The 22,896-nt window shown below is 41.9% G+C and carries 20 protein-coding genes; 10 read left to right on the plus strand and 10 right to left on the minus strand.

The window, feature by feature from the left end; translation table 11 throughout:
• Nucleotides 1-93 precede the first annotated feature (93 nt).
• The 3 genes from ACN6NB_RS16975 to ACN6NB_RS16985 all read right to left on the minus strand — a co-directional run bounded on the left by ACN6NB_RS16975 (nt 94) and on the right by ACN6NB_RS16985 (nt 2,778).
• Complete coding sequence (locus ACN6NB_RS16975) at nt 94-693, minus strand: bifunctional 4-hydroxy-2-oxoglutarate aldolase/2-dehydro-3-deoxy-phosphogluconate aldolase (protein WP_058837510.1); 600 nt, start codon at nt 691-693, stop codon at nt 94-96.
• Complete coding sequence (locus ACN6NB_RS16980) at nt 665-1,681, minus strand: sugar kinase (RefSeq protein WP_144491552.1); 1,017 nt, start codon at nt 1,679-1,681, stop codon at nt 665-667. The genes ACN6NB_RS16975 and ACN6NB_RS16980 overlap by 29 nt, the downstream gene beginning before the upstream one ends.
• An 86-nt stretch (nt 1,682-1,767) precedes the next feature.
• Nucleotides 1,768-2,778, minus strand: coding sequence for a LacI family DNA-binding transcriptional regulator (locus ACN6NB_RS16985; protein ID WP_144491553.1), 1,011 nt, complete (start codon nt 2,776-2,778; stop codon nt 1,768-1,770).
• 258 nt (nt 2,779-3,036) lie between these two features.
• On the opposite strand from ACN6NB_RS16985, the gene kduI reads away from it, so the two are divergent.
• From kduI to ACN6NB_RS17010, 5 genes are all read left to right on the plus strand, one after another.
• Nucleotides 3,037-3,864, plus strand: coding sequence for a 5-dehydro-4-deoxy-D-glucuronate isomerase (kduI, locus tag ACN6NB_RS16990; RefSeq protein ID WP_144491554.1), 828 nt, complete (start codon nt 3,037-3,039; stop codon nt 3,862-3,864).
• 5 nt (nt 3,865-3,869) lie between these two features.
• Nucleotides 3,870-4,643: a 2-dehydro-3-deoxy-D-gluconate 5-dehydrogenase KduD gene (gene kduD, locus ACN6NB_RS16995; RefSeq protein WP_144489973.1), complete on the plus strand. Its 774-nt coding sequence runs from the start codon at nt 3,870-3,872 to the stop codon at nt 4,641-4,643.
• Nucleotides 4,644-4,745: 102 nt separating this feature from the next.
• A complete protein-coding gene (locus ACN6NB_RS17000; protein ID WP_144491555.1) occupies nt 4,746-6,212 on the plus strand; it encodes a spore germination protein in 1,467 nt (488 codons plus the stop codon).
• Between the two features lie 3 nt (nt 6,213-6,215).
• Nucleotides 6,216-7,316: a GerAB/ArcD/ProY family transporter gene (locus ACN6NB_RS17005; RefSeq protein WP_106025548.1), complete on the plus strand. Its 1,101-nt coding sequence runs from the start codon at nt 6,216-6,218 to the stop codon at nt 7,314-7,316.
• On the plus strand, nt 7,313-8,458 hold the full coding sequence (locus ACN6NB_RS17010; protein WP_144489969.1) for a Ger(x)C family spore germination protein: 1,146 nt from the start codon (nt 7,313-7,315) through the stop codon (nt 8,456-8,458). The genes ACN6NB_RS17005 and ACN6NB_RS17010 overlap by 4 nt, the downstream gene beginning before the upstream one ends.
• Before the next feature lie 185 nt (nt 8,459-8,643).
• Here ACN6NB_RS17010 and ACN6NB_RS17015 read toward each other — a convergent pair whose 3' ends face one another.
• On the minus strand, nt 8,644-10,041 hold the full coding sequence (locus ACN6NB_RS17015; RefSeq protein ID WP_144491556.1) for a bifunctional glycosyltransferase family 2 protein/class I SAM-dependent methyltransferase: 1,398 nt from the start codon (nt 10,039-10,041) through the stop codon (nt 8,644-8,646).
• A gap of 136 nt (nt 10,042-10,177) precedes the next feature.
• Complete coding sequence (locus ACN6NB_RS17020) at nt 10,178-11,542, minus strand: sugar porter family MFS transporter (protein WP_144489965.1); 1,365 nt, start codon at nt 11,540-11,542, stop codon at nt 10,178-10,180.
• 257 nt (nt 11,543-11,799) lie between these two features.
• On the opposite strand from ACN6NB_RS17020, the gene ACN6NB_RS17025 reads away from it, so the two are divergent.
• Both ACN6NB_RS17025 and ACN6NB_RS17030 read left to right on the plus strand, forming a co-directional pair.
• A complete protein-coding gene (locus tag ACN6NB_RS17025) occupies nt 11,800-12,765 on the plus strand; it encodes an LCP family protein (protein ID WP_144491557.1) in 966 nt (321 codons plus the stop codon).
• A gap of 363 nt (nt 12,766-13,128) precedes the next feature.
• On the plus strand, nt 13,129-14,010 hold the full coding sequence (locus tag ACN6NB_RS17030) for a Cof-type HAD-IIB family hydrolase (protein ID WP_186319806.1): 882 nt from the start codon (nt 13,129-13,131) through the stop codon (nt 14,008-14,010).
• Between the two features lie 56 nt (nt 14,011-14,066).
• Here the strand turns inward: ACN6NB_RS17030 and ACN6NB_RS17035 are convergent, their stop codons facing one another.
• From ACN6NB_RS17035 to pgsB, 5 genes are all read right to left on the minus strand, one after another.
• Nucleotides 14,067-15,290: a C40 family peptidase gene (locus ACN6NB_RS17035; RefSeq protein WP_058838591.1), complete on the minus strand. Its 1,224-nt coding sequence runs from the start codon at nt 15,288-15,290 to the stop codon at nt 14,067-14,069.
• Between the two features lie 108 nt (nt 15,291-15,398).
• On the minus strand, nt 15,399-15,569 hold the full coding sequence (gene edmS / locus ACN6NB_RS17040; RefSeq protein ID WP_087976066.1) for an extrachromosomal elements maintenance protein EdmS: 171 nt from the start codon (nt 15,567-15,569) through the stop codon (nt 15,399-15,401).
• Nucleotides 15,566-16,732, minus strand: a complete 1,167-nt coding sequence (locus ACN6NB_RS17045) for a CapA family protein (protein ID WP_144491559.1) — start codon at nt 16,730-16,732, stop codon at nt 15,566-15,568. Before ACN6NB_RS17045 ends, edmS begins: the two co-directional genes overlap by 4 nt.
• 18 nt (nt 16,733-16,750) lie before the next feature.
• Nucleotides 16,751-17,200, minus strand: a complete 450-nt coding sequence (gene pgsC, locus ACN6NB_RS17050; protein ID WP_007497520.1) for a poly-gamma-glutamate biosynthesis protein PgsC — start codon at nt 17,198-17,200, stop codon at nt 16,751-16,753.
• A 15-nt stretch (nt 17,201-17,215) separates the two neighbouring features.
• Nucleotides 17,216-18,397 (minus strand): poly-gamma-glutamate synthase PgsB, encoded by a 1,182-nt coding sequence (pgsB, locus tag ACN6NB_RS17055; RefSeq protein ID WP_039181962.1) that lies wholly within the window; start codon nt 18,395-18,397, stop codon nt 17,216-17,218.
• A gap of 746 nt (nt 18,398-19,143) precedes the next feature.
• Here pgsB and ACN6NB_RS17060 point away from each other — a divergent pair.
• Genes ACN6NB_RS17060 through ACN6NB_RS17070 form a run of 3 tightly spaced genes read left to right on the plus strand, consistent with a single transcriptional unit; the run spans nt 19,144 to nt 22,844 of the window.
• Nucleotides 19,144-20,625 carry a spore germination protein gene (locus ACN6NB_RS17060; protein WP_144491560.1) on the plus strand — a complete coding sequence of 494 codons (1,482 nt, stop codon included), beginning with the start codon at nt 19,144-19,146 and terminating at the stop codon, nt 20,623-20,625.
• Nucleotides 20,615-21,712: a GerAB/ArcD/ProY family transporter gene (locus ACN6NB_RS17065; RefSeq protein WP_126682398.1), complete on the plus strand. Its 1,098-nt coding sequence runs from the start codon at nt 20,615-20,617 to the stop codon at nt 21,710-21,712. Before ACN6NB_RS17060 ends, ACN6NB_RS17065 begins: the two co-directional genes overlap by 11 nt.
• Nucleotides 21,702-22,844 (plus strand): Ger(x)C family spore germination protein, encoded by a 1,143-nt coding sequence (locus ACN6NB_RS17070; RefSeq protein WP_126682399.1) that lies wholly within the window; start codon nt 21,702-21,704, stop codon nt 22,842-22,844. Before ACN6NB_RS17065 ends, ACN6NB_RS17070 begins: the two co-directional genes overlap by 11 nt.
• The last annotated feature ends 52 nt before the right edge of the window (nt 22,845-22,896 follow it).

Raw genomic sequence — 22,896 nt, forward strand, 5'->3', positions numbered from 1 at the left:
TACGTGAAGAGTTGAATGGTTATCTGCTGTTATGTTAGATAACCGAACAAACAACTGGCATCTACACCCAATTGTTTGTTCGGTTACAAGTATTTATGAGGAAAGAACGGCTTGTAATTCCTCTGCTGTACTGTTTTCAAGCTGACTTCCGACACCGACAGCCACCGCGCCTGCTTGAAGCCACTTCGGAACATCAGCTGGATGAATGCCGCCCGTAGGAATAAATTCAATCTCTGGAAATGGACCTTGCAAGTTTTTCATATAGGATAAACCGAAGGAGCCGCTTGGGAAAAGCTTGAGCAAGCCGTAGCCATCTGCTTTCGCCTGCATGATTTCACTTGGGGTGAGAACCCCTGGTACATAGAGTGTGTCGTAAAATGAGAGATGTTCTCCAATCATAGGAAGATATCCTGGACTGACGATAAACTGTGAGCCTGCCTCAACAGCTGATTGTGCCTGCTCCAGTGTCGTAATCGTTCCCGCTCCTACAATGAGGTCTTGCTCCTGCTGAAAGGATGCGATGATGCGTTCAGCATTTGGCGTGGTATACGTCACTTCAATGGCACGGACCCCTTTTTTCTTTAAACGCTCAATCATTTCAATGCCTTCTCTTTCACTACCCGCTCTCACCACTGCGATCAATTTACAAGACGCGAGCTGCTTTTTAACGTTCAAACTTGCTGACTTTCCCATATCTCTCATCCCCTTTCATGTAATCCCGCCTTTGATATCGTTTGGCTTCTTTCATAAAAGCTTGAAGCTCCTCCCGAGTAGGCAGTCCATCCTTATCGCCAGGAGACATCACTGCAAGTGCCCCGACTGCATTGCCTCTTATCACGGATTTTTCATTTGATAAGCCGTCAAGTAACCCGCTGATGACCCCCACTGCAAATCCATCACCAGCTCCGACTGTATCTACGACATCCTGTACATAAAATCCATTCACCATTCCTTGTCCGGCTGCACTTTTATAAAAGGCACCTTCTGCACCTAGCTTAATGACCACTAGCTTGACGCCTTTTTGCAAATAAACATCTGCAATTTCTTCTGGCTCGTGACAACCCGTGAGCCTTTGCCCTTCTGCAAGCCCTGGAAAAAACCAATCCACTTGCGAGGCGATTTGATTCACCGTCTGAATCATGTCCTCCTCCTCTTCCCATAGCTGAAGCCGAAGATTTGGATCAAATGAAATGGTTTTGCCCGCTGCTTTCATTTCTTGAAGGGCACGAATAGAAAACGCTCTCATTTCACTGGATAGGGCAGGCGGAATACCAGTCATATGAAGGTGGCCTGCCTGTTCGAAATAAGTGACGGGAAAGTCGCTTGGACTCATTGTGCTCGCAGCAGAGCCTTTCCGATAATACGTGACGTCAGGGTCTCCATCAATCACTTTTGATTTAAGTAAGATGCCCGTTTGAGACCCATCATTTGAACGGAGCACTGCACTTGTATCGACCCCTTCTTTTTGAAGCTCTTCTAAAATAAATGTGCCAAGTGAATCTGCTCCGACTTTGCTCATCCAGCCCACATGAAAGCCCAGCCTCGCCAAACCGACAGCCACGTTACTTTCTGCACCAGCAAGCGCCTTTTGGAATGTATGCACTTGATGAAGCTCCCCAACTTCCTTTGCATAAAACATCGCCATTGATTCCCCAAATGTGACCGCATCCAATGCTTTCACTCATTTCTCCCCTTTCTCGGTACCGGTTTCAAATCAGTTGAAAAAGAGAGAGCATGCACGTCTGTATACTCTTCTCTGCCTATCATTTATAAAGATTTCCTTACAATGATTTCACCATCAAGCTGAATCGTTTGGGACGCACTTTCATCCCCTTCAAGCCGTGTCTTGATTTTTTGCATGGCTGCTTTCCCCATTTCATGAGATGGCTGGGCAACCGTTGTGATTCCAGGTCCAATCAGCTTATACCATTCTGTATCATCAAACCCTGCAATACCGATCTCATCAGGAATCTTCATCCCAAGCTCTACAAGTTCACTAATCAGCTTCAGCATGAGTAATCCATTGCCAGCTAAAATCGCTTTTTTCTGTTCGTTTGATTGTAGAAAACGGACAATCTCTTCGCGCATTTGTTCCTTTTGCTTTAAATCAATTTCTGCAATGATTGGCTTCTTATGTTTACTCAAAGCTGTCTGTTCATATGCTTCCTTTCGTTCTTCACGAGGACTGATTCCATCGACAGGCTCAGTAAAGAATGCGATGTGATCATAGCCTTTCTCATACATTTGTTGAAGCAGCCGGATTGTGATATCACGGTTGTTCGTGGTCACTGTGTCGACTTTTAGTTCAGGCAGCTTCCGGTCCACAAGAACAATCGGCACACCGTTTTTCTTAAACTCCTCCAGAATGTCATTGTTCTGTCCTGTCGTATTGATGATGAGCCCTTCAATATAATGTGCATTCAGCTTAAGGAGCATTTCCCGTTCTTTTTCTGGACGATTATCTGTGTTGCACACCATGATACTGTATCCATATTCATCACAAATCTCTTCAACTCCGCGAAGTGTTGCCACAGAGAATGGATTCGTAATGTCGGCTACAATAAACCCAATGACCTTGCTTTTTCTGACTTTTAGTCCTTGAGCAAGCTGACTCGGGCGATAATGGAGTTCCTCAATGGCTTTCTTGATTTTTTTTACCTTTTCTGAAGAAATTTCATTTGTTCTGCCATTGATATATCTGGATACAGTTGATTTTGAGACCCCTGCATAAGCTGCTACTTCGTTAATGGTCACTTTCGTTTGCTTTTTCTCTTTCATTCAAAAAACTCCCACAATTGATCTTCTCATTTGGTTCGAAACCGATTTCAAATAAACTTAAAAAGAGCATATCATAATTATTTGCATTTCAGAAGATTTTTTTGCTTGATGATGGCAAAAATTCGTTTAATTAGATAAAAAGAAAGCGATTTCAAATAAACGGTTGACGGCGCTCTCTTTTTCCTCTAGAATTTTCCTTGAAACCGATACCAAATAAATATCAATATTTGTTTCAGATGGAAAGGGAGGCTTATCCAAATGGAAAATCGTTATGCTGTACATCCTGAACAGGTCAAACGTTTTACAACAGAGGAACTTCGTCGTCATTTTCATATTCCTACGCTATTTGTCAGTGGTGAATTAAAGCTCTATTACTCACATGAGGACCGCGTGGTGATTGGCGGAGCCATGCCGGCAGCAGAGCCGCTCACACTAGATGCTGGGGACTTTTTACGGACGGAGTATTTTCTTGAAAGACGTGAAATCGGGATTGTGAATGTCGGCGGACAAGGAACGGTCACTGTTAATGGTGAGGCCTTTGTGCTGGAGCATAAAGATTTCTTATATATTGGTCTTGGTCACGAAGATGTACAGTTTGCTAGTTCATCAGGCGACGAGGCCAAGTTCTATCTAGTTTCAGCCACGGCTCATAGAGCGTACCCTACGCAAAAAGCAGCCATCGCTGAATTAACACCAAACCACTTAGGGGAAGCAGCTGCCTCCAACGTACGAAACCTGTATCAAGTCATCCATGCAGATGGCATCCAAAGCTGTCAGCTCATGATGGGAATCACTCAACTGGAAACCAATAACACGTGGAACACGATGCCTGCACATATTCACGATCGCCGGATGGAAGTGTACTTATATCTTGATATCGAAGAGGATGCACGAGTCTTTCATTTTATGGGGGAGCCCTCTGAAACAAGGCATCTTGTTGTGGCAAATGAGGAAGCAGTCATTTCACCTGCCTGGTCCATCCATTCAGGCTCAGGCACAGCGAATTATTCATTTATTTGGGCAATGGCGGGCGAAAACTATACGTTCAAAGATATGGACTTTGTCCCAATGGATCAGTTGAGGTAACAAGGATGATGACAACATCATATGCAGCGTCCCTCTTTTCCCTTGAAGGAAAAACAGCCCTTGTGACAGGTCCTGGAACCGGCATTGGGCAAGGCATTGCCGTGGCGCTTGCCCAATCAGGTGCAGATATCATCGGCACTTATCACCACACACCGCTTGAAGAAACAAAGGCACTTGTCGAACAGGCAGGCCGATCATTTCATGCGGTTCAGGTTGACTTTTCCGATCCTCAAACTGCAAAGCAGGCTGTCGACGCCATATTAAAAAAGCATACGATTGATATTTTAATCAATAATGCTGGAACGATTAAAAGAGAGCAAGCGGCTCACTATTCAGAGGAAGATTGGCATACGGTCATGGATGTGAATATCAACAGTCTTTTTTTCCTCACGCAAAAGGTTGGACAGCAAATGCTGAAAAACAGGCAAGGGAAAATTGTCAATATCGCCTCCCTTCTATCGTTTCAAGGTGGCGTCTTTGTCCCCGCCTATACAGCAAGCAAGCATGCTGTCGCAGGGCTGACGAAAGCTTTTGCCAACGAATGGGCGAGCCAGCATATTCAAGTGAATGCGATTGCGCCTGGGTATATTGCGACCAATAACACACAAGCCATTCGGGACGATGAAAATCGAAATGAAGAGATTCTCAAACGAATTCCCGCCGGGCGCTGGGGAAAACCTGAGGATCTAGCAGGTGCTGCTGTTTTCCTTAGTTCACCAGCTTCTGATTATATGAACGGTCATATTTTAGCCGTTGATGGCGGCTGGCTTGCAAGATAAAAAGACGAGAGAATTCCTATCCGGGATTCTCTTTTTTCTACTTGTATAATTCTCCACCTTCCGAGTCACTCTATAAAAAACATGTGATGAGGGTGAGGTATTATGAAAAGTCGTATTGAACAAGATATAGCGTCCGTCATTAAGCGTGTCAAAAGCTTTGCCGGAAGAAGTGATGATATCGTGTTCCACTCTTTTTCATTTGGTCCTTCCACTATGTCTGCATGTCTCGTGTACATTGAAGGACTCACAGAATTTGAGTTACTTTCTAAGCAAATCATTTCACCAATGCAAAAGGAACTGGACCTCACTGAGGTTGATTCTACTACACTTCCCTCCCTTTCAAAAACGTTCTTTGGCATTCAAAGTGATGTGCTGGATGATATGAACCTTGCCATCGAGCAGTTATATAGCGGCAGGGCTATTTTATTTGTAGATGGAGCGGCTCAAGCACTTGCACTCCATACAAATCTTTTTCAATTTAGGGAAGTAGAAGAGCCGCAATCTGAAGTTCTTGTAAGAGGACCACGGATCGGATTTATTGAGAATCTTGAAAAAAACACGGCTTTACTCCGCGAACGGGCAAACGACCCAAATCTTGTGATTCAAAAGGTGAGTATCGGTACTCGCAATAAAAAATCCGCTGCTCTTGTGTATGTTCGTGATATTGCTGACCCTAAACTAGTAGAAGATGTTCTATCACGCATGGCCGAAATCAAAATGGATGACATCCCTGAAACCGGCTATATTGAACAGTTGATTGAGGACAGTCACATCTCCATTTTCCCACAGATTCAAAACACAGAACGTCCTGACCGGGTGATTGCATCTGTGCTTGAAGGCAAAGTCTCGATTTTGCTCGATGGGACTCCTTTTGCCCTCATTTTACCTATGACACTTACAGCTTTGATGCAATCACCAGAGGATTATTATCAGAGGTGGACAAGCGCGACTCTTTTGCGTTTACTTCGTTATATTGCCGTGCTGCTCACGATTTTTTTACCCGGGCTTTACATTGCACTTGTCTCTTATCATCCCGGTTTATTACCGACAAGAATGGCACTCACCATCGCAGGCAGCCGGCAGAATGTTCCCTTCCCTCCTGTTGTCGAAGCCATTCTCATGTCTTTTACGATAGAGCTGCTGCGGGAAGCTGGACTACGGCTTCCAAGAGCCATCGGACAGACAATTGGGCTCATTGGCGGGGTTATTATTGGTCAGGCAGCTGTCCAAGCCAATATCGTCAGTGCCTTAATGGTGATTATTGTGTCGCTGACCGCACTGGCTGACTTCACGGCACCGTCATATGACTTTAGTTTCCCACTGCGTATTTTGCGGTTTATGGCCATTTTTAGTTCGGCATTGTTTGGATTATACGGTTTAATCATGTGTTATTTATTTGTGCTTTGTCACTTGATGCAGTTAAAGACCTTTGGTTTTGACTATTTCACACCTGTGTTGTCTTCACCGTTTTCAGATTTAAAGGATACGTACGTTCGTTTACCAATCGGGCTATTTAAATCCAGACCAAAAACAGCAAAAATAAAAAACCTCAGAAGACAAGGAGATTAAACGATGTACAGACCTGAAAAGCTATCATTGTTACAAGTCACCATTCTGTGCAGTTCTACAATGATAGGCGCTGGAATTTTAACCATTCCACGCAGTTCTGCCAATTCAGGATTCCCTGATGGCTGGATCATTGTATTATTACAGGGCGTCATCTTTGCTTTCGTTGCTTTTTTGTTGGGGTGGATTGCCGAAAAGAATGCACCAGACACCATTTTCGAGTCAAATACAAAAGGAGCAGGCGCATTCTTTGGCACAATCTTTAATTTAATGCTGATTGCCTATTTACTAGGCATTGTCGGCTTTGAGGCACGTGTCCTTGGGGAAGTGGTTCAGTTTTTCCTGCTGCAATCAACTCCCATGACCGTGATTGTGATGATTTTTTTACTCGTGGCGATCTATCATTTGAAAAGCGGTATCTTTCCAGTCGTCAAAATGGTGACCTATATTTATCCGATCACCATGGTCATTTACATAGCGCTCATGCTGTTTTGTTTAAAAATATTTGATTTTGATTATTTGCGCCCTGTGATGGCGCATGGTTTTAAAGATTTTAGTAACCTTTTCTCTCAAACCTTTATTCAATTTACAGGCTTTGAAGTGATTTTGTTTGTTGTCCCGCTCATTTATAAAGACAAATGGTCTAAGGCAAAATGGGCGGCTGCAATCGGGGTTGGAATTACTTCTCTTGTATATTCCCTCACACTCTTTATAGTGATTGGCTCCATGACCGTTGGTGAAACGAAATCTCTCACTTGGCCAACAGTTTCCCTCATTCAAGCGCTTGAACTTGAAGGAGTGTTTATCGAACGATTTGATATTTTCTTACTGACGATCTGGACGTGCCAGCAGTTCATTTGTATGCTGGGCTTTTTCCAGTTTGCGATTAAAGGCTGCTTCACTGTTTTTAAAACAACCAATATAACGAGACTGTTATGGCTGTTATTTTTGATTACATCAGCACTCTCACTTTTCCCTAGAAATATCAATGAAGTCTTTTACTACTCTACTTTACTCGGCTACGCATTGTTTGCGGTTTTAGCCATTCCTTTTATTACTGCTATCCTGCTGATGATACGCAAAAAATGGGGAGGTCGTTCTACATGAGAGGCAGGCGTATACTGTTATTCTTTTTTTCCTGCTGCCTTTTCCTTCTATCAGCAGGCTGCTGGGACTTAAAGGATATTGAAAAACTATCGTTTGTACGCGGTGTTGGTATTGATGAGGATGATGACAATGGAGTTAAGCTGACCTATCAAAACCTTGTACCGAAAACAAGCGGAACACAAGAGGCCGATTCTCCCGGCTATGTGAATGTTGTCTCAAAGGGAAAAAATGTGCTTGAGGCTGTCAGTAATGTCGCCTTGAAAGACCCGCCGATCTATAGTGATCACATGAAAATCTTCTTGTTTGGCAGAAATCAAGCAGAGCATCACGATATTCAAGGAACACTTAATCATTTTATTCGAGATGATGAGGTTCGGCGCAGCAGCTATCTCCTCGTGTCACGAGGAGATGCGTCAAAAGTCATCAATCAAAAGTTAAAGTCTCAACAGAAGGTACCGGTTGAGCATATCTTTGAAACATCCAAAAACCGAAGCTTTAACGGGAAGATCGCACCGCCAACACGTATTGGCCGGTCGTCTGATTACTTTCAGATGGGCGTTAGCTTCCTCGTACAAAGTGTAGATGTGATCGACAGTGAAATTATTTATGATGGGGCAGGAATCATACATGGGAAAACGAGAAAGCTGATTGGTTTTATCCCAGCAAAAGATGTCCAATCTTTAAACTGGGTAATGGGCCGTATCACTGGCGGCGTTGTACCTGCCACCTACAAAGGTTATCCGATCACGTATGAAATAAAAAAAGCAAAAACCAAGGTCAAGCCCTATCTGAAAGACGGAAAGGTATCCTTTAAAATTAGCATACAAACAAATGGAAAATTGTCTGAGGATCAATATCCTCCTGAAAACTCATTCGATGAGCAGTACATTAAACGTTTTGAGCGTATCTTTGCTCATAAAATTAAAGAACGCATTCAAAAAGCAGTAAATCATGTGCAAAAAGAAGTCGGCGTTGATCCCATATTTTTAAACCAGCAGTTCCGTATGAAATATCCCGACTATTGGGATCAGCACGGTACCGAGTGGGATAGGCTATTCCAAGAAGCAGCCATCGAATACGATGTCAAAGTCAGCATCTTGAACTTTGGTGCAGAAGGCGCAACAAAAAGCTTTAAATGGTAATGCCAAAAGGCGTTATCCCAATGGGGAGCCGCCCTCATACTGTTGACAAAGGGCTAAAATGATCTTGATTTTAGCCCTTTGTCTTCTTTTCAGCGTGATAGAAAACCTTTGCAGCCCTAGGAAGGACGAGCACCGGAGTGCAGACCTGACACCGAATGCGAGGGTTTGGCTACACGCTGAAGCGGTTATCCCGGTGGGGAGCCGCCTTTTTTACGTACGACAATGAGAAGCTGATACAAAGTCACTTGATCAGACAACGATTTTGTTTGAAAGCCAAGTGATGCTCCTATTCTTGCCACCTCATCAAAAAACAATTGGACGTTTTGATCAATCTGTACATTGATCCGCTGCTCGATCACGCGTTCAAACAATTGATCTGGGAAAAGCGCACGCATGGTGTTTGGTGTGAAGAACCGCATATGGGTTCGATCTAAAATTCCTACATCTTGATACGTAAAGTCCCCTGTCATCAAAGGAAGAAGCACCTCTGCATGCATCATGTTAGGCAGGCAGCAAATGATGACACCCCCTGGCTTTAAAGATGCGTGTGCTTGCTCAATGATGTGCCAAGGGTCTGACACATGCTCTAAAACATCTGAAAAAATGACCGCATCAAAAAAGGCCTCTTTCTCTGACCATGGGTATTCATCCGCATTTGCCTCAATCACTTCTTCGTAATACGCCTTTGCGACCGCTGCTTTTAATGCATCCTCCTCTACCCCGTACATGGTTACAGACTGCCGGTTCATCAATTCAAGCCCGGTTGCCCCTGCGCCGCATCCAACATCCAGCACACATGCAGCTTCCTCAGGGAGCAATTCCGTAAAATACGGATGAGGGGTGATCAAATTTAGATCTATGCCCCACTTATCTAAAAATCGAAGTCTGTTCTCAGTAAACAGTGTAGAGATGTTCGTTTCTTGATTGGCATTGAAGGTAGCATGACCATGATGATGCACAAAGGAATCATGCACAATTTGCAGCTGATACCCTTGCAGTAATGAACGTAAGCAAAGATCGTCATCCTCAAATGATCCATATACAAACCGCTCATCAAATAACCCCACATCCTCGATCAGCTTTCTTTTCACGAGCAAGCAAAACCCTACAAGCCGGTGCACATAAGTTCTCTGACCTTTTCTCTTAGACGTATATTCCTTAGCAAAGGCTGGGAGCTCCTTCACATCTGTATACGACGGCTGAACCATCTGAGGGCCGCTCACATAATTGGAGACTGGCCCCACCATCCCAATCTGTTCTGATGCGAATAGCGCCTCTTTTAATGGAGGAAGCCAATTTTCCGTCACGATCGTGTCATTATTTAAAAAGAGAATGCTGTCTCCTGAAGCTTCTTTTGCCCCTTGATTACATCCCTTTGCAAAGCCTTCATTCTTTTCATTATCAATGAAAATCACATCATCCAGCTCTCTTACATATTCCTTCGTGCCGTCAGTTGACGCATTATCAACGATGATGAGTTCATATTGGTCGCTGCTCGTATGCTGTTTAATGCTTTGGATACATGTTTTCGTTAAATGCAGTTCGTTGTACGTCAGCATGACAATGCTTGTTTTCCCTTTCATCTCATTTCCACCTTTCGCCCGCCTGTTCCATATGTATGTCATATGGAGCACGTTCAGAAGATGAGGGAATGTCCTTTCTTGATTAAACGTTTGTTTAACATAGAAAAACCAGCTGCATACGGCAGCTGGTCATTGTTCACACTGTTTTCCCTTCGTCACCTGCGACGGCACGATTTCTCTTTTTTAAATCTTCTTCAATTTCTTCAAGACTTTTCCCCTTCGTTTCGGTCACCAAGTACCTCACAAATAAGAAGGCGCCTACACCGATGACCGCATAGATGAGGAAGAGATTACTGATACCAATCGCGCTTAATAAAGCTGGGAATGTAAGCGAGATGATTAAATTTCCTGTATGAAGAAGGAAAGTTGAAACGCCTGTACCGATTCCTCGGACATGTACCGGGAACAGCTCAGGAAGCATTACCCAAACGACTGGCCCCCAGCTGACAGCAAAGATGACGATAAAGAGACCTAAACAAATAACGGTTGTCCATCCTGCAGCTGTTGACCCTTCGAAAAATCGGTTGACCACTGACAGGACAATTAAACTAAGGACCATTCCTGCATTCCCAAATAGGAGCAGCGCTTTCCTCCCTACACGGTCAATGATTTTGATGGCAACAAACGTCATGATGACATTCACTGCACCAATTCCGACAGTTCCTAAAATCGCCGCAGAATTCCCAAAGCCAACACTTGTGAATGTTTTTGGTGCATAGTAGATGATCGTATTTGTACCGATAAACTGCTGCAGAAAGGCTAAGCCGACACCGGCAATCAATGCTGGGCGTACCCATGGCTCAAATAATTCCTTAAAACCGCCTTTTTCTTCACTTTCCGCCTTTTGAATATCCGAAATTTCTTCTTCCACTTCTTGCTTACTTTTTCTGAGTTTAGATAATATCTCCTTCGCACGATCAGCCTGTCCGTGGACAAACAGCCAGCGGGGACTTTCCGGCATAAACAAAATCCCACATAACAAAAGAACAGAAGGAACAACCGCAATTCCAAGCATCAAGCGCCATGCCTCTGCATCCGCTAAAGCGTAGTTCACAATATAGGCTAGAAGAATACCAAATGTGATCATGAGTTGGTTTAATGAGGATAGTGCCCCCCGTGATTCCTTTGGCGCAAGTTCAGATAAATATAATGGAACAATCGTTGTCGAGCACCCGACAGCGAGCCCTAGTACAATTCGGAATAAAACCATCACTTCCGTATTCGGGGCAAGAGCTGTACCAAATCCGCCGATAATAAACAAAATCGCTGCGGCGATGATGGCTTTTTTCCGCCCAAATTGGTCTGTCAGCTTTCCAGAAAGAGAGGAACCGAGCATCGCCCCGATTAAAATCGAGCTGACGACAAGCCCCTCTGTAAACGCATTTAAACCTAAATCCTCTTTCATAAATAAGATGGCGCCGGAGATGACACCTGTATCATAGCCATATAAAGCACCGCCAAGGGCGCCGAAGAAATAAAGCCATCCATTCCGATTTTTCATGTTCATAACCCCACTTTTGTCTCTGTACTCTATGAAAAATCATTTTCCTCACTTCCTGTCATTTCAAACATTTCGATGTTTTATGACAAATATATTTCATTTGTATATCTTTGAAACTTTTTACGAGAAGGATACGTCAATTAAGCGTTAGTGAAAAAAATGTCGCACTATATCCCGTTTTAAGGTATATTTGTTTTAGTTTGTAAGCATAAAGAAGGACATCTTTACTATAAAATCATAGCGAGGGTTTAAAATATATGGATCAATCACGAAGTAAACGCAAAGGGAAAAAGCGTTTAAAACCATGGGTGAAAGTCACTCTTTTTATATTTGGTATTCTTTTACTGACGACCGCTTCTGTTACTGGCTACGCCTACTACAAAGTAACAAATGCTGCCAAAAAGGCTCAAGTATCTCTTGATCGCGGCGCACAATCTGTGAAACGGATTGAAGCATTCGATCCAGGAAAAGACAGCTTTTCTGTCTTGCTGCTTGGAATTGACAGCAGACCGGGCGAAACAGTGAAACAAGCACGAAGCGATGCAATGGTGTTGGCTACCATTAACCGCACAAATAAAACCGTTAAATTATTAAGCATTCCTAGGGACTCATACGTTAATATTCCAGGCCACGGTTTTGATAAAATTACTCACGCACACGCATTTGGCGGTGCAGATTTAACAGTGAGTACAGTTGAAGATTTACTAGATATTCCGGTCGATTTTGTCATCCAAAGTAATTTTGTAGCATTTAAAGAAATCGTCAATGAATTAAACGGTGTGTCTATTAACATCAAGGATGATTACCTTGTGAAACAGATTAAAAAAGATACAAAAGGCAAGGTTGTGCTTCAAACTGGAACTCATACACTAGATGGGGATCAAGCACTCGCATATGTGAGAACAAGAAAAGCAGATAGTGACTTAATGCGTGGACAGCGGCAAATGGAAGTGTTAAAAGCCATTTTTGATAAATCAAAATCTTTAACATCTATTCCGTCATACGACAATATCATTGATACACTCGGTGATAATGTGTCAACCACCCTTTCTATGAAGGAGTTAGTCGGTCTTTTCCCGCTTTTAACTTCATTGAAATCGGTTGATACTATCCAGCTTAAAGGATCTGATTACCAGCCAAACGGGGTTTATTATTTCCAATTGGATCAAAACCAGCTGAACGAAGTGAAGACTGAATTGAAGAAGCAGCTTGAATTATCATAAATAGAAGCGTCCCTTTGGGGCGCTTTTAGATTTTTGACAAAGGGCTAAAATGATCTTGATTTTAGCCCTTTGTCTTCTTTTCAGCGTGATAGAAAACCTTTGCAGCCCTAGGAAGGGCGAGCACCGGAACAGAGCGAATTTGAGATTCGTGAGTACCGGAGCGCAGACCTGACACCGAATGCGAGGGTTTGTCTACACGCTGGAAGCGTCCCTAAGGGGCGCTTTTTCTTATTTCCTTGATCATTCGCTCATTTTTGTTTAGCCTTGATAGTGAGGAATCAACCATCCTTTTTTTATGAGAATGAAGGAAATCGTACATACTTTGAAGAGGCTATTGCATGAATGAAGGAGGATTTGACAGCGATGAAAAAAATGATTGCGATTGATCTAGACGGTACACTTTTAAATACAAAAAGTGAAATATCCGCTCAAAACCGAGAGGCATTGATTCGTGCGAAGGAAGCGGGATATATTGTGACCATCTGTACAGGGCGGGCAACTTTTGATGTAAAGGAGCTGCTTGGCGATTTGGACATCCCCATTATTGCGGCAAACGGCGGGACTGTCCATACAGAAGGATACGAGCTTTTCAGCCGAATCACATTGGACCAAGAAGCGGGCAAGCGCGCTGCTAAGGCATTAGTGGAACGAAACATTTACTTTGAAGTCTATACGGACGATGCTCTCCTCTCTCCTTACGATGGAAAAGAGAAACTAAAAGCAGAATTTGATCTGATCGAAAGCGCAAACCCAAATGAGGATCTCGCTGATCTATGGGAAGGAGCCATGACGCAATTTAAACAATTTGGCATCAAACCAGTAGATGATATCCGTCAGATTTTTGAGTCGAATGAACCGACCTATAAATTACTCTGCTTCTCGTTTGATATGAACAAACTGACTGAAGCACGAAATCTTCTGGCAGAGATGCCCGAGCTTTCATTGACCTCGTCTGGAAAACATATTATTGAGGTGCTGCCAAAAGAGTCTGGAAAAGGACATGCCCTGAAAAAACTCGCAGCCCATTATGGTGTAGACCGCTCACATATTTATGCAATTGGTGACAGCCCAAACGACCTTTCTATGTTTGAAGAAGCAGGCCACCGCATTGCAATGGGGAATGCGGTTGATGTCATTAAAGAAAAAAGCACTTACATCACAAAAGGAAATCATGAAGATGGTGTCGCTTATTTTATTGATCTTCTTTTACAAAATCAATTTCATGAAAAAAAGACGCTTGTCTGATCAGCGCCTATAGAGAAGTCGAGAAGTCCGATCCAAGTATTGATCGGGCTTTTTCTTTATTTTTTGATTCTAACAGCCGTTTCATATTTGTCCTTCCAGTACGTACTTGTTTTCATATTGGTTAAGACAACACCGTTTGAGACAGTCACATGAATGACTTGATTTGATCCTGCATAAATTGCCGGCATCAATGATGTCCCGCTGAAGAAGACAAGATCTCCCGGCTGAAGCTCAGAACGTTTCACAGGCGTACCTGCTTTGACTTGACCTGATGCATAGCGAGGCAGCTCAATGCCAAGCACTTCTTGATACACGTACTGCGTAAACCCTGCTGTATCAAATCCTTGCTTTGGATTCGTACCGCCTTTGACATAAGGGACTTCGCCAATATACGTAGCGGCTTTTGATACGATAGGATCCTCTTTCGACAGCTCCAGATCTGTTAATCGTTTCGCACCTGTCCATTTTTCGCGCCAATACGATTCAGACAAATAAGAAATTGTCACACTTTCAGAACGGCTCGCATGAATAAAGCGGTCGCCTCCAATATACATACCTACATGAGAAATTCCGGGTTTATATGTGTTGCTAAAAAAGACAAAATCCCCAGGGCGAATATCGTCTAATGCCACTTTTTCTCCAACAGCCCACTGCTGTTCAGCACTTCGAGGTAAATAAATTCCAAGTGATTTTTCAAATAAATACTGTAAAAAACCTGAGCAATCGAATCCAGTCTTTGGATCGGTTCCTCCAAATACATAAGGAATACCTAAATAGGTCATCGCATCTTTCACAAGAGGGTCATCAGAAATGTCTTGTGTGCCGGGCAAGCGTTTGACCGCATAAAATCGATCAGTCCAATATTTGCTTTTGCTGACATCCGTTTTCACCACACCTTGACTAAGCGTGATATGGATGACCTGATCGTTCCCCGCGTACAACGCCACATGTGTTGGGATATCCTTCGTTTCTTCAAGACTTCGGAAATACACAAGGTCACCGGGCTGCGCTTTATCCCATGATACCTTTTTTCCAATCTGATATTGGTCAATTACCTTCCGCGGCAAATCAAATGTTTCGGATGTCTTGTACACATATTGAATAAACCCAGATGCATCAAAGCCCGTTTTTGGATCGGTTCCTCCTTTATGATAAGGTGTTCCAATCAGCTTTTCCGCTTGCTCCAAAAGAGATGGTGTTTGAGCAGATACCGCTGGTTGAGACATGAACATCAGCCCTACAAGCGCACACCCTCCGATCAACATTCCTTTCCATTTCATGATCCTTTCCCTCCTATCTTCTATAGTTTCGGCATGACACCATTCATTTTACACCCTTTTTCGACAAAAAAAGAACACGCGATGTGCGTGCCCTTTCTCCTATTTAGGTTATTTACCTGCTTCCGCTTTTGACTGCTTTTGCTGTTCAATTTTCTGCATTTCAACCGAAATCTTTTGTTTTTCGTGATCTGTCAGACTGTCACTAAATTTAAAAGCAGACATAAAGACAAAGACTAAGATTAACGCAACAAACGGCCAGCTTGCTTTTAGGAATTTCATTTCTTCTCTTTCCCTCCGTTTTCTTTTAAGTTTTTAACTTTATCAGCGTGATCTACTTCAAAGAAAATGTGTCCGTCTTTTTCTTTCCAATCCGCATTCGTTCCATTGGTCAGCATACGGATAATCGCTTTTGATTCAAGAGATCCTGCTTTTACTGGAGCAGGTGTTGCTTCTTTGATGTACATTGGGACAACTTCAAATGTCGCTTTTCCATCTTCATTCAGATGATACTGAACAAGTGCAGAATCACGTGTTCTTGACCAGCCTTGGTCAAAAATAAAGTTGCCTAGGCTATAGAAAATCGCCGTTCCGTTATAGACTTCCATTGGTTCAAGGACGTGCGGGTGAGCACCGATAATGATATCAGCTCCGGCCTTAGACATCGCTCTTGCCAATTCTCTTTGCCTGTCGTTTACTTCATTGTTGTACTCCTGTCCCCAGTGAGCATGAACAACGACAATATCTGCCTTTTCAGCAGCCTGCGAAATCATCGGAATAAAGATAGATGGATCGGCTGGCAGAATACCCGCCTGGCGATTCGTTGCTTTGAAATCTTTCCCATACACATCTGTAAAACCAAGCGTAGCAATTTTGACACCATTTACTTCTTTGTATGAAATGTTCTGCTTCGCATCTTGGAGGTTACGACCTGCGCCTGTATAATCCATGTCAGTTTGTTCAAAGGCATCGATTGTATTGTTCAGCCCTTTTTCACCATAGTCTGCCGCATGGTTATTCGCAAAGTTTAAAACAGAGAAATTCAAATTCTTCAATGCTTGGACAGAATCTTCATCTGTTTTTAAATGAATATTCTTTTGGGCTGCCTGTTCTTTATCTGTTGCGACTGGATGCTCAAAGTTTCCTGTCACATAATCTGACACATCAAAATATGGCTTGGCATAGCGAAAGAGATGCTCTTTACCATAGCGGTCTGTTACTTTCTCTACGTTTCTTCCAAACATAATGTCACCGACAAACGAAGCGGTCAGGATGTTTTCTGGATTCTTTTGTACAGTGGGCACTTGTGCTTTCCCGATAAACGTAAATAGAAATGTACAAGCAATGACGATCGGTAAAGCAATGAGTACGTGTTTATTCGTCTTTTTCTTTTGGTTCTTTGTGATTTTCAGCAGCTTTTCCTGAAAGCTCAATTTTTTATTCATCATTGGACACACCTTATCTTAAAATAGATAGTAAACATACATGATGGCAAATGTTGCACCACTTAGAAGTAACGTGCTTCCAAGGGTAATTGTAAGACCTTGCTTTTGAATCGTATTCGCAATCAATCCAGGAACGATGATTCCAATTCCGCGGAATTCTGCTATTTCAAATGGGACGACTGGATAGAAGAAATCAAATATCAGTTTTAAGGCAATCCCTGTAATCAGCATCGCAGCAAACTTTCTGCGTCCGTATAAAATCATGAATTTTGATAAGCCAAAACGAACGATCACATACGTAAGCAAGCTGACAGATAAGACGACTAAAATGAAGACTGGCTGGTTAAATACGAGCGCTAGATAACCTGGGACAACAAGTCCAGCTGGTACGATTCCTGTTTTTTCTGCAAAGATTAAACTGAGTAGAACTCCTAAAATTAACGAGATATAAAGATCTGATCCGAACATTTTCTATATTTCCTCCTAGCTGACAAGCTGCTTAATTTTGTATTCTTGAATTTTTTCGATTAACGGTTCAGCGGCACCATGGATATTGCCGACTCCATAAACCACTCGATTATGAAGCTTTTTCTCAAGCATATTCATAATTTGTTCTGTAGATTGATATTCAAGGTTGTGTAAGTGGTCAGCCGGAATTTTCCCTTCCTCATATGCCTTCACAATTGGATCTGTTGTTTCACCAATTAAAACAAGGTCACTTGCTTCAATATAAGGAAGTACATCCTCCGCAAACTGGATCGTTCTATCTACTCGATCCGCACGGCAGTTCATAATAATAATCGGTTCATCTGTTGGATATCCAATTTCTTTCACACGCTTCCAAATGTTCAATGTAGAGGATGCGTCATTTGCCGCAAATCCATTTACAAAGTGTCCAGGTGTTTTCGCGTCCATTAATGGAAGAATTCTCATCGCTCCTGGATCAGGTGGCGCATTTAACATTCCTCTGAATGCCGTATCTTCATCAATCCCTAATGCTTGGGCAACACCAAGTGCCAGTGAAGCATTATCTGGGAAAACCATGTACTCAAATTTCCTCAAAAACTCATCGGAAATCTTGGAATTATCTGCAACAATGACTTCTGTGTTGCGTTTTTTCGCAATCTCTTTAAAGAAATCCGTATATTCACTATCCGTAATAACCAAGTGTCCATTGTAAGGAATTGTCGCTGTAAAGGCTTCTGCTATTTCATCAAGTGTTGGCCCCATGACGTCCATATGATCTTCAAGAACGTTTACGATTACGCCAATGTTTGCTTGAAGCAGCTCTTCCTGAAAGATAATTTGGTAATCTGGATTTACCGCCATACATTCACTGACGATGGCATTTGCTCCTCTTTCAACTGTTTCTCTCATAACTTCCTTCTGCTCTCCGATATTCGGTCCTTGCGGTTTCCTTTTAATCGGTTTCTCCTCTGGCGTATCCCAATAAATCATTCTTGCATCCGTTCCCGTTGTTTTACCGACAGTTTTATAACCTGCCTCCATTAAGATACCGGTTGTCAATCTTGTGACGGTAGACTTTCCGCGAATACCATTAATATTGACGCGCACCGGCAGGGCATCGATATTTTTCTGATGACGCTTCTTTTCAATAAAGCCAATCCCTAACATGATGACACAGGCTATAACGATTAACCACATCGCTATCTACATCTCCTTTTTTTATGAGTGTGATATGTAAATTCAATCAACAGTATATCTGTTCAGCATAAAATCACAATCGGTATTATGTAACATAATCTTTCACTTCCTCGTATGCCAAATTCCTCTAATCAAAAGGCTATTTTGCCTACCTATCCTTTAAATGAAAAGGCCAAAAGACGGACAAAAATCAGTCTGAATTTCTGCTGAATTCATGAGAAAGCGTTAACATCAATGATCCGAAAATCTTTTGTCCTTTTCTCCCTAAATTTTTCGACAATTATTAAGATGTATTTTGAATCAATGTTTTAAAGACCGTTATTCTCTATAACATCAGTCATATCAGCGCTTTAAATGAATAGTGCGTGTTTTGGAATGTTTTATATTTTTGAACGAACAGGTTAGAAAGTCATTCTCCTTGGTCAGATTGCTGTGTGTTGACCTATGACAAAGGTCACCTCTAAAAAAATCAAGTCATCTGCTTATTTTTAGGTCACGAAAAATTGGGATAAGATGTAAAACTTTGATCATTTCGGTGTACCTTCTCTTTACGAGATTCGCACCTTATGACCTAAACAATGAAACATTATTCATTTGTTTTTATCAAGATTCATCATTTCTTAACATTTTTAATATGAATTTAGTTGAAAGTTGTCAGCTCATGTCATGCTTTCCCCAATGATGACGAATAAAATTCGCTTCTTCGCTTACACTATGGTTAAAAAATCTGTGAGAGGAGGCTAAAGATGCCAAACACCAATGAGCAAACACGCCTGCATTTTTTATCAGGAAGCTTTGAGGAAAAAATCCGGATCCTGAAAAAAACATTTCAGCAAAGCGGCGATTTTGAATACCGAGAATTAATGGTGAATGAAACGAAATCTGCGCTGTTTTTTATTAAAACAAGAATAGATGAAGGAAAACTAAATGATTTCATCATCGGTAACTTGTTAGGCCCTCCTGGAAAGCAGGATTACACAAAATCTCTTAGCACACTTGAAACAGGCGACTTGACGCTGATCACAGACAGTATTATTGCAGGAAGTATTGCCTTTCTTGATGAAAACTCCTCACAAATTAAGCTATTTGCTGTTGGACAGCCTCCGCTGCGCTCTATTTCTGAACCTTCTTCGGAAAGTATTATCGCAGGCGCACATGATGGATTTGTTGAAAGTCTTGATACCAATATCTACTTACTGCGTTCCCATTTAAATGATCGAAAGCTCGCCATTCAATATCATAAGATCGGTACAAAATCGGAAACAAAGCTTGCGACGGTTTATATATCTGATATTGCCAATCAAGAAAAGGTCGAAGAGGTCAACAGACGGATTTCTTCTATTAAAGTAGACACACTGTTAAGTCCTGGCTCTATCGTTGAGGCAATTGAGGATGATTCATTTTCTATTTTTCCGCAGCTGATTGATACAGAACGTCCAGATAAGGTGAGATCTGCCATTCTTGAAGGTCGAATTGTAGTGCTGATGGATGGGAGTCCTATGGCCATCATTCTTCCCGTGACCTTTTTTAGTTTCTTTCAGTCACCAGATGATTATAACAGCCGCTGGATTCCTGCTACGTTTATTCGTATTCTTCGGTATCTTGCCTTCTTCATCGCTGTTGTCTTGCCATCTTTTTATATTGCTGTTATTGCGTTTCATTATGAGGTTGTCCCAGATGAACTAGCTATTACGATGAAGAACTCTATTATTGGCATTCCCTTTCCTCCATTGATAGAGGCCATGCTGATGGAGATCACGATTGAACTTATACGTGAGGCTGGGGTGCGTCTGCCTAAACCAATCGGGCAAACGATTGGAATCGTAGGGGGGTTGGTCATTGGGGATGCGGTTGTACAAGCAGGGCTCATCTCGAATGTCCTAGTGATTGTGGTCGCTGTGACCGCTGTTGCTTCGTTTGTACTTCCGTCATTTGAAATGACAGCCACCATCAGGATGCTTCGTTTCCCGCTCATGCTTATGGCATCAATGTTTGGGTTTATCGGCATCTCATTCGGACTCACTCTCATTCTCATGAATTTATGCCGCCTTGAATCACTAGGGGTGCCATATTTATCACCTGTTGCTCCATTTAACTGGCAGGATTTAAAAGATACGGTGATTCGACTCCCAATGTGGATGTACAAGAACCGCCCTGTTTATTTAAATCCGCAAAAGAAAAAACAAGTTGAACAACTGAGAGGGTGGACAAAGAAAAATGAAAAATAAACTCTCTCCACCTCAAGCTGTCTGTTTTATCGTCCAATCTCAAATTGGTGTCGGTATTTTAGCACTCCCCCATTTGCTGATGAAAGACATGGGGCACGATGGCTGGATGGCGATTATTTTAGCGTGTTTTTTCATCCAAATCATCAATACGATTTTTCTTTATATCATCTACAAGTATCCTGAGACATCGTTCTTCCATGCGCTGATTGAAGTCTTTGGAAAATGGATTGGACGTACCTTGGTCGTGCTCTATGCGCTCTATTTTGCCTCCGTTTGTATTGTTGTACTATCTATATTCACTAGGATTCTTGGCATCTGGGTGCTCCCGCTCACACCAAACTGGGTCATAAATCTATTACTGGTCATATGCATCATCTATATCGCAAAAGAGAAAATTACAGCCGTTGTCAGGTTTAATTTTATTTTGACACCCTTAATACTCTTCCTCTCTCTTTTGATGTTCTATGCATTAAAAGGCACCAATATTGACTACCTCTTGCCTTTTTTCAAAACAGATCTTTCTCAAATTCCGCTTGGATTAAAGGATGTGGTACTGTCACTGAATGGATTTGAGATGATTCTGATGATCTCTCCGATGATGAAGGGAACCATTAAGGAACGATATAAAGTGATGACCATTTCAAATATATGCACGACGCTTTACTACCTATTTATTACATTAATTTGTTTTATGTTTTTCAGTCCGGCTGAGCTAGATTTGATTCCAAATCCTGTTGTGTATTTATTAAAAACCATTACTTTCGGAGTCATCGAAAGGACTGATTTAATTTTTCTTAGTATCTGGGGTTTCGTCATTTTAGCCACACTCAGCAATTATCTGTACTTTTGTGCAAATGGTGTGGCCAGTATTTTGAAGAAAAAAAATCACAAGAAATATGTCTACTATTTTGCCATTTTGATTTATGCTGTCAGCTGTTTTCTTTCTACTGATAACTTTAGAATTCAACGCTTTAATGACTTTACCACCGTTGCACAATATTCATTTATTTACACACTTCCGATCATGATGGCCGTTATTATCTTGATCAAACATCGCAAAAAGAAGGTGAAATCACATGCATCATAAGTACATGTTGACACTGCTTATGTGCGTTTCCCTCATTTTCATGCCTGGCTGCTGGGATCAAAACCTATTAAAAGACATCTCTCTCGTTTTAACTTCAGCTGTTGATCAAGGAGAGGATGACAATGCAAGATATTCGATTACCTATCGAAAGGTACAGCAGTCTCAAAGTATGCAGCAAGGGAATTCTGGCAGTTATTTAACCACTGTTCTCACAACCGAGGCGCCTACTTTAAGAAAAGCAAGAAGCAACTTTAGCCGGAGTGTAGACCAAAAAATTGATATGTCGAAAATGCGTGTGCTGCTGATCGGTGATGAATTTGCCCAAAACCGGCTGCTCCCTTACTTAGATATGTTTTATCGGGATCCGAAAAGCCCTTTACTCGCAAACTTGGCGGTGGTGCAAGGCGGGAGCTGTGTGGACTTGATCAATTCTCTGCTCAAGGAAAAACTGATTGTGAGCGACTATTTAAATAACCTGATCACTTCTGCATCACGCTCCTCACAAGTTTCACCTAAGAACATTCAAAACATCAGGTCCAAAATGCTGCAAACCGGTGAGGATTTTACACTGCCGTTACTCTACTACGATAAGTCAAAAAAGTTAACGAGTGTGAAGGGGGTTGCCTTATTTGATAATGAAAAAAAGAAAGGTGAACTCTATGCCCAGGATGCCATTCTGCTCACCATTATGGATGGAAAAATGGGCAGTTATGCGAACTTCACGAAAAAAGTAAGTAGTGATATGAAATTAAAAGAGAACAATTACATCACCGTTCAAGTAACCGATTCAAAAAGAGACATTAAAATCGTCAATCCTGATCACCGAAACTTAACCTTTTCTCTTGAGTTTGAATTCACCACCTCTGTTCTTGAATACCCGAAAGACAATTTAGATACAGATAAAAAAATTGAAATGTTAAATAAAAGGCTATCAGCTATTTTCACAAAAGAAGCCGAAAAAGTGATTGCAGCCCTGCAAGAAGCAAATTCTGACGTTCTCAGCCTTGGCAGAAAATACCGGGTAAGACACTATGATGAGTATATGAAAATGAACTGGGTCACCGATTATCCGAAGGTGAAAATCATTCCAAAAGTGAAAGTGAACATTACACAAACAGGTATTATTAGTTAAGAAAAGGAAGAAGTCATCTTTCTTTTCTTTTTTTATTTTTTTTAGATTGTCA

The organism is Bacillus sp. 11B20, from assembly GCF_056098985.1.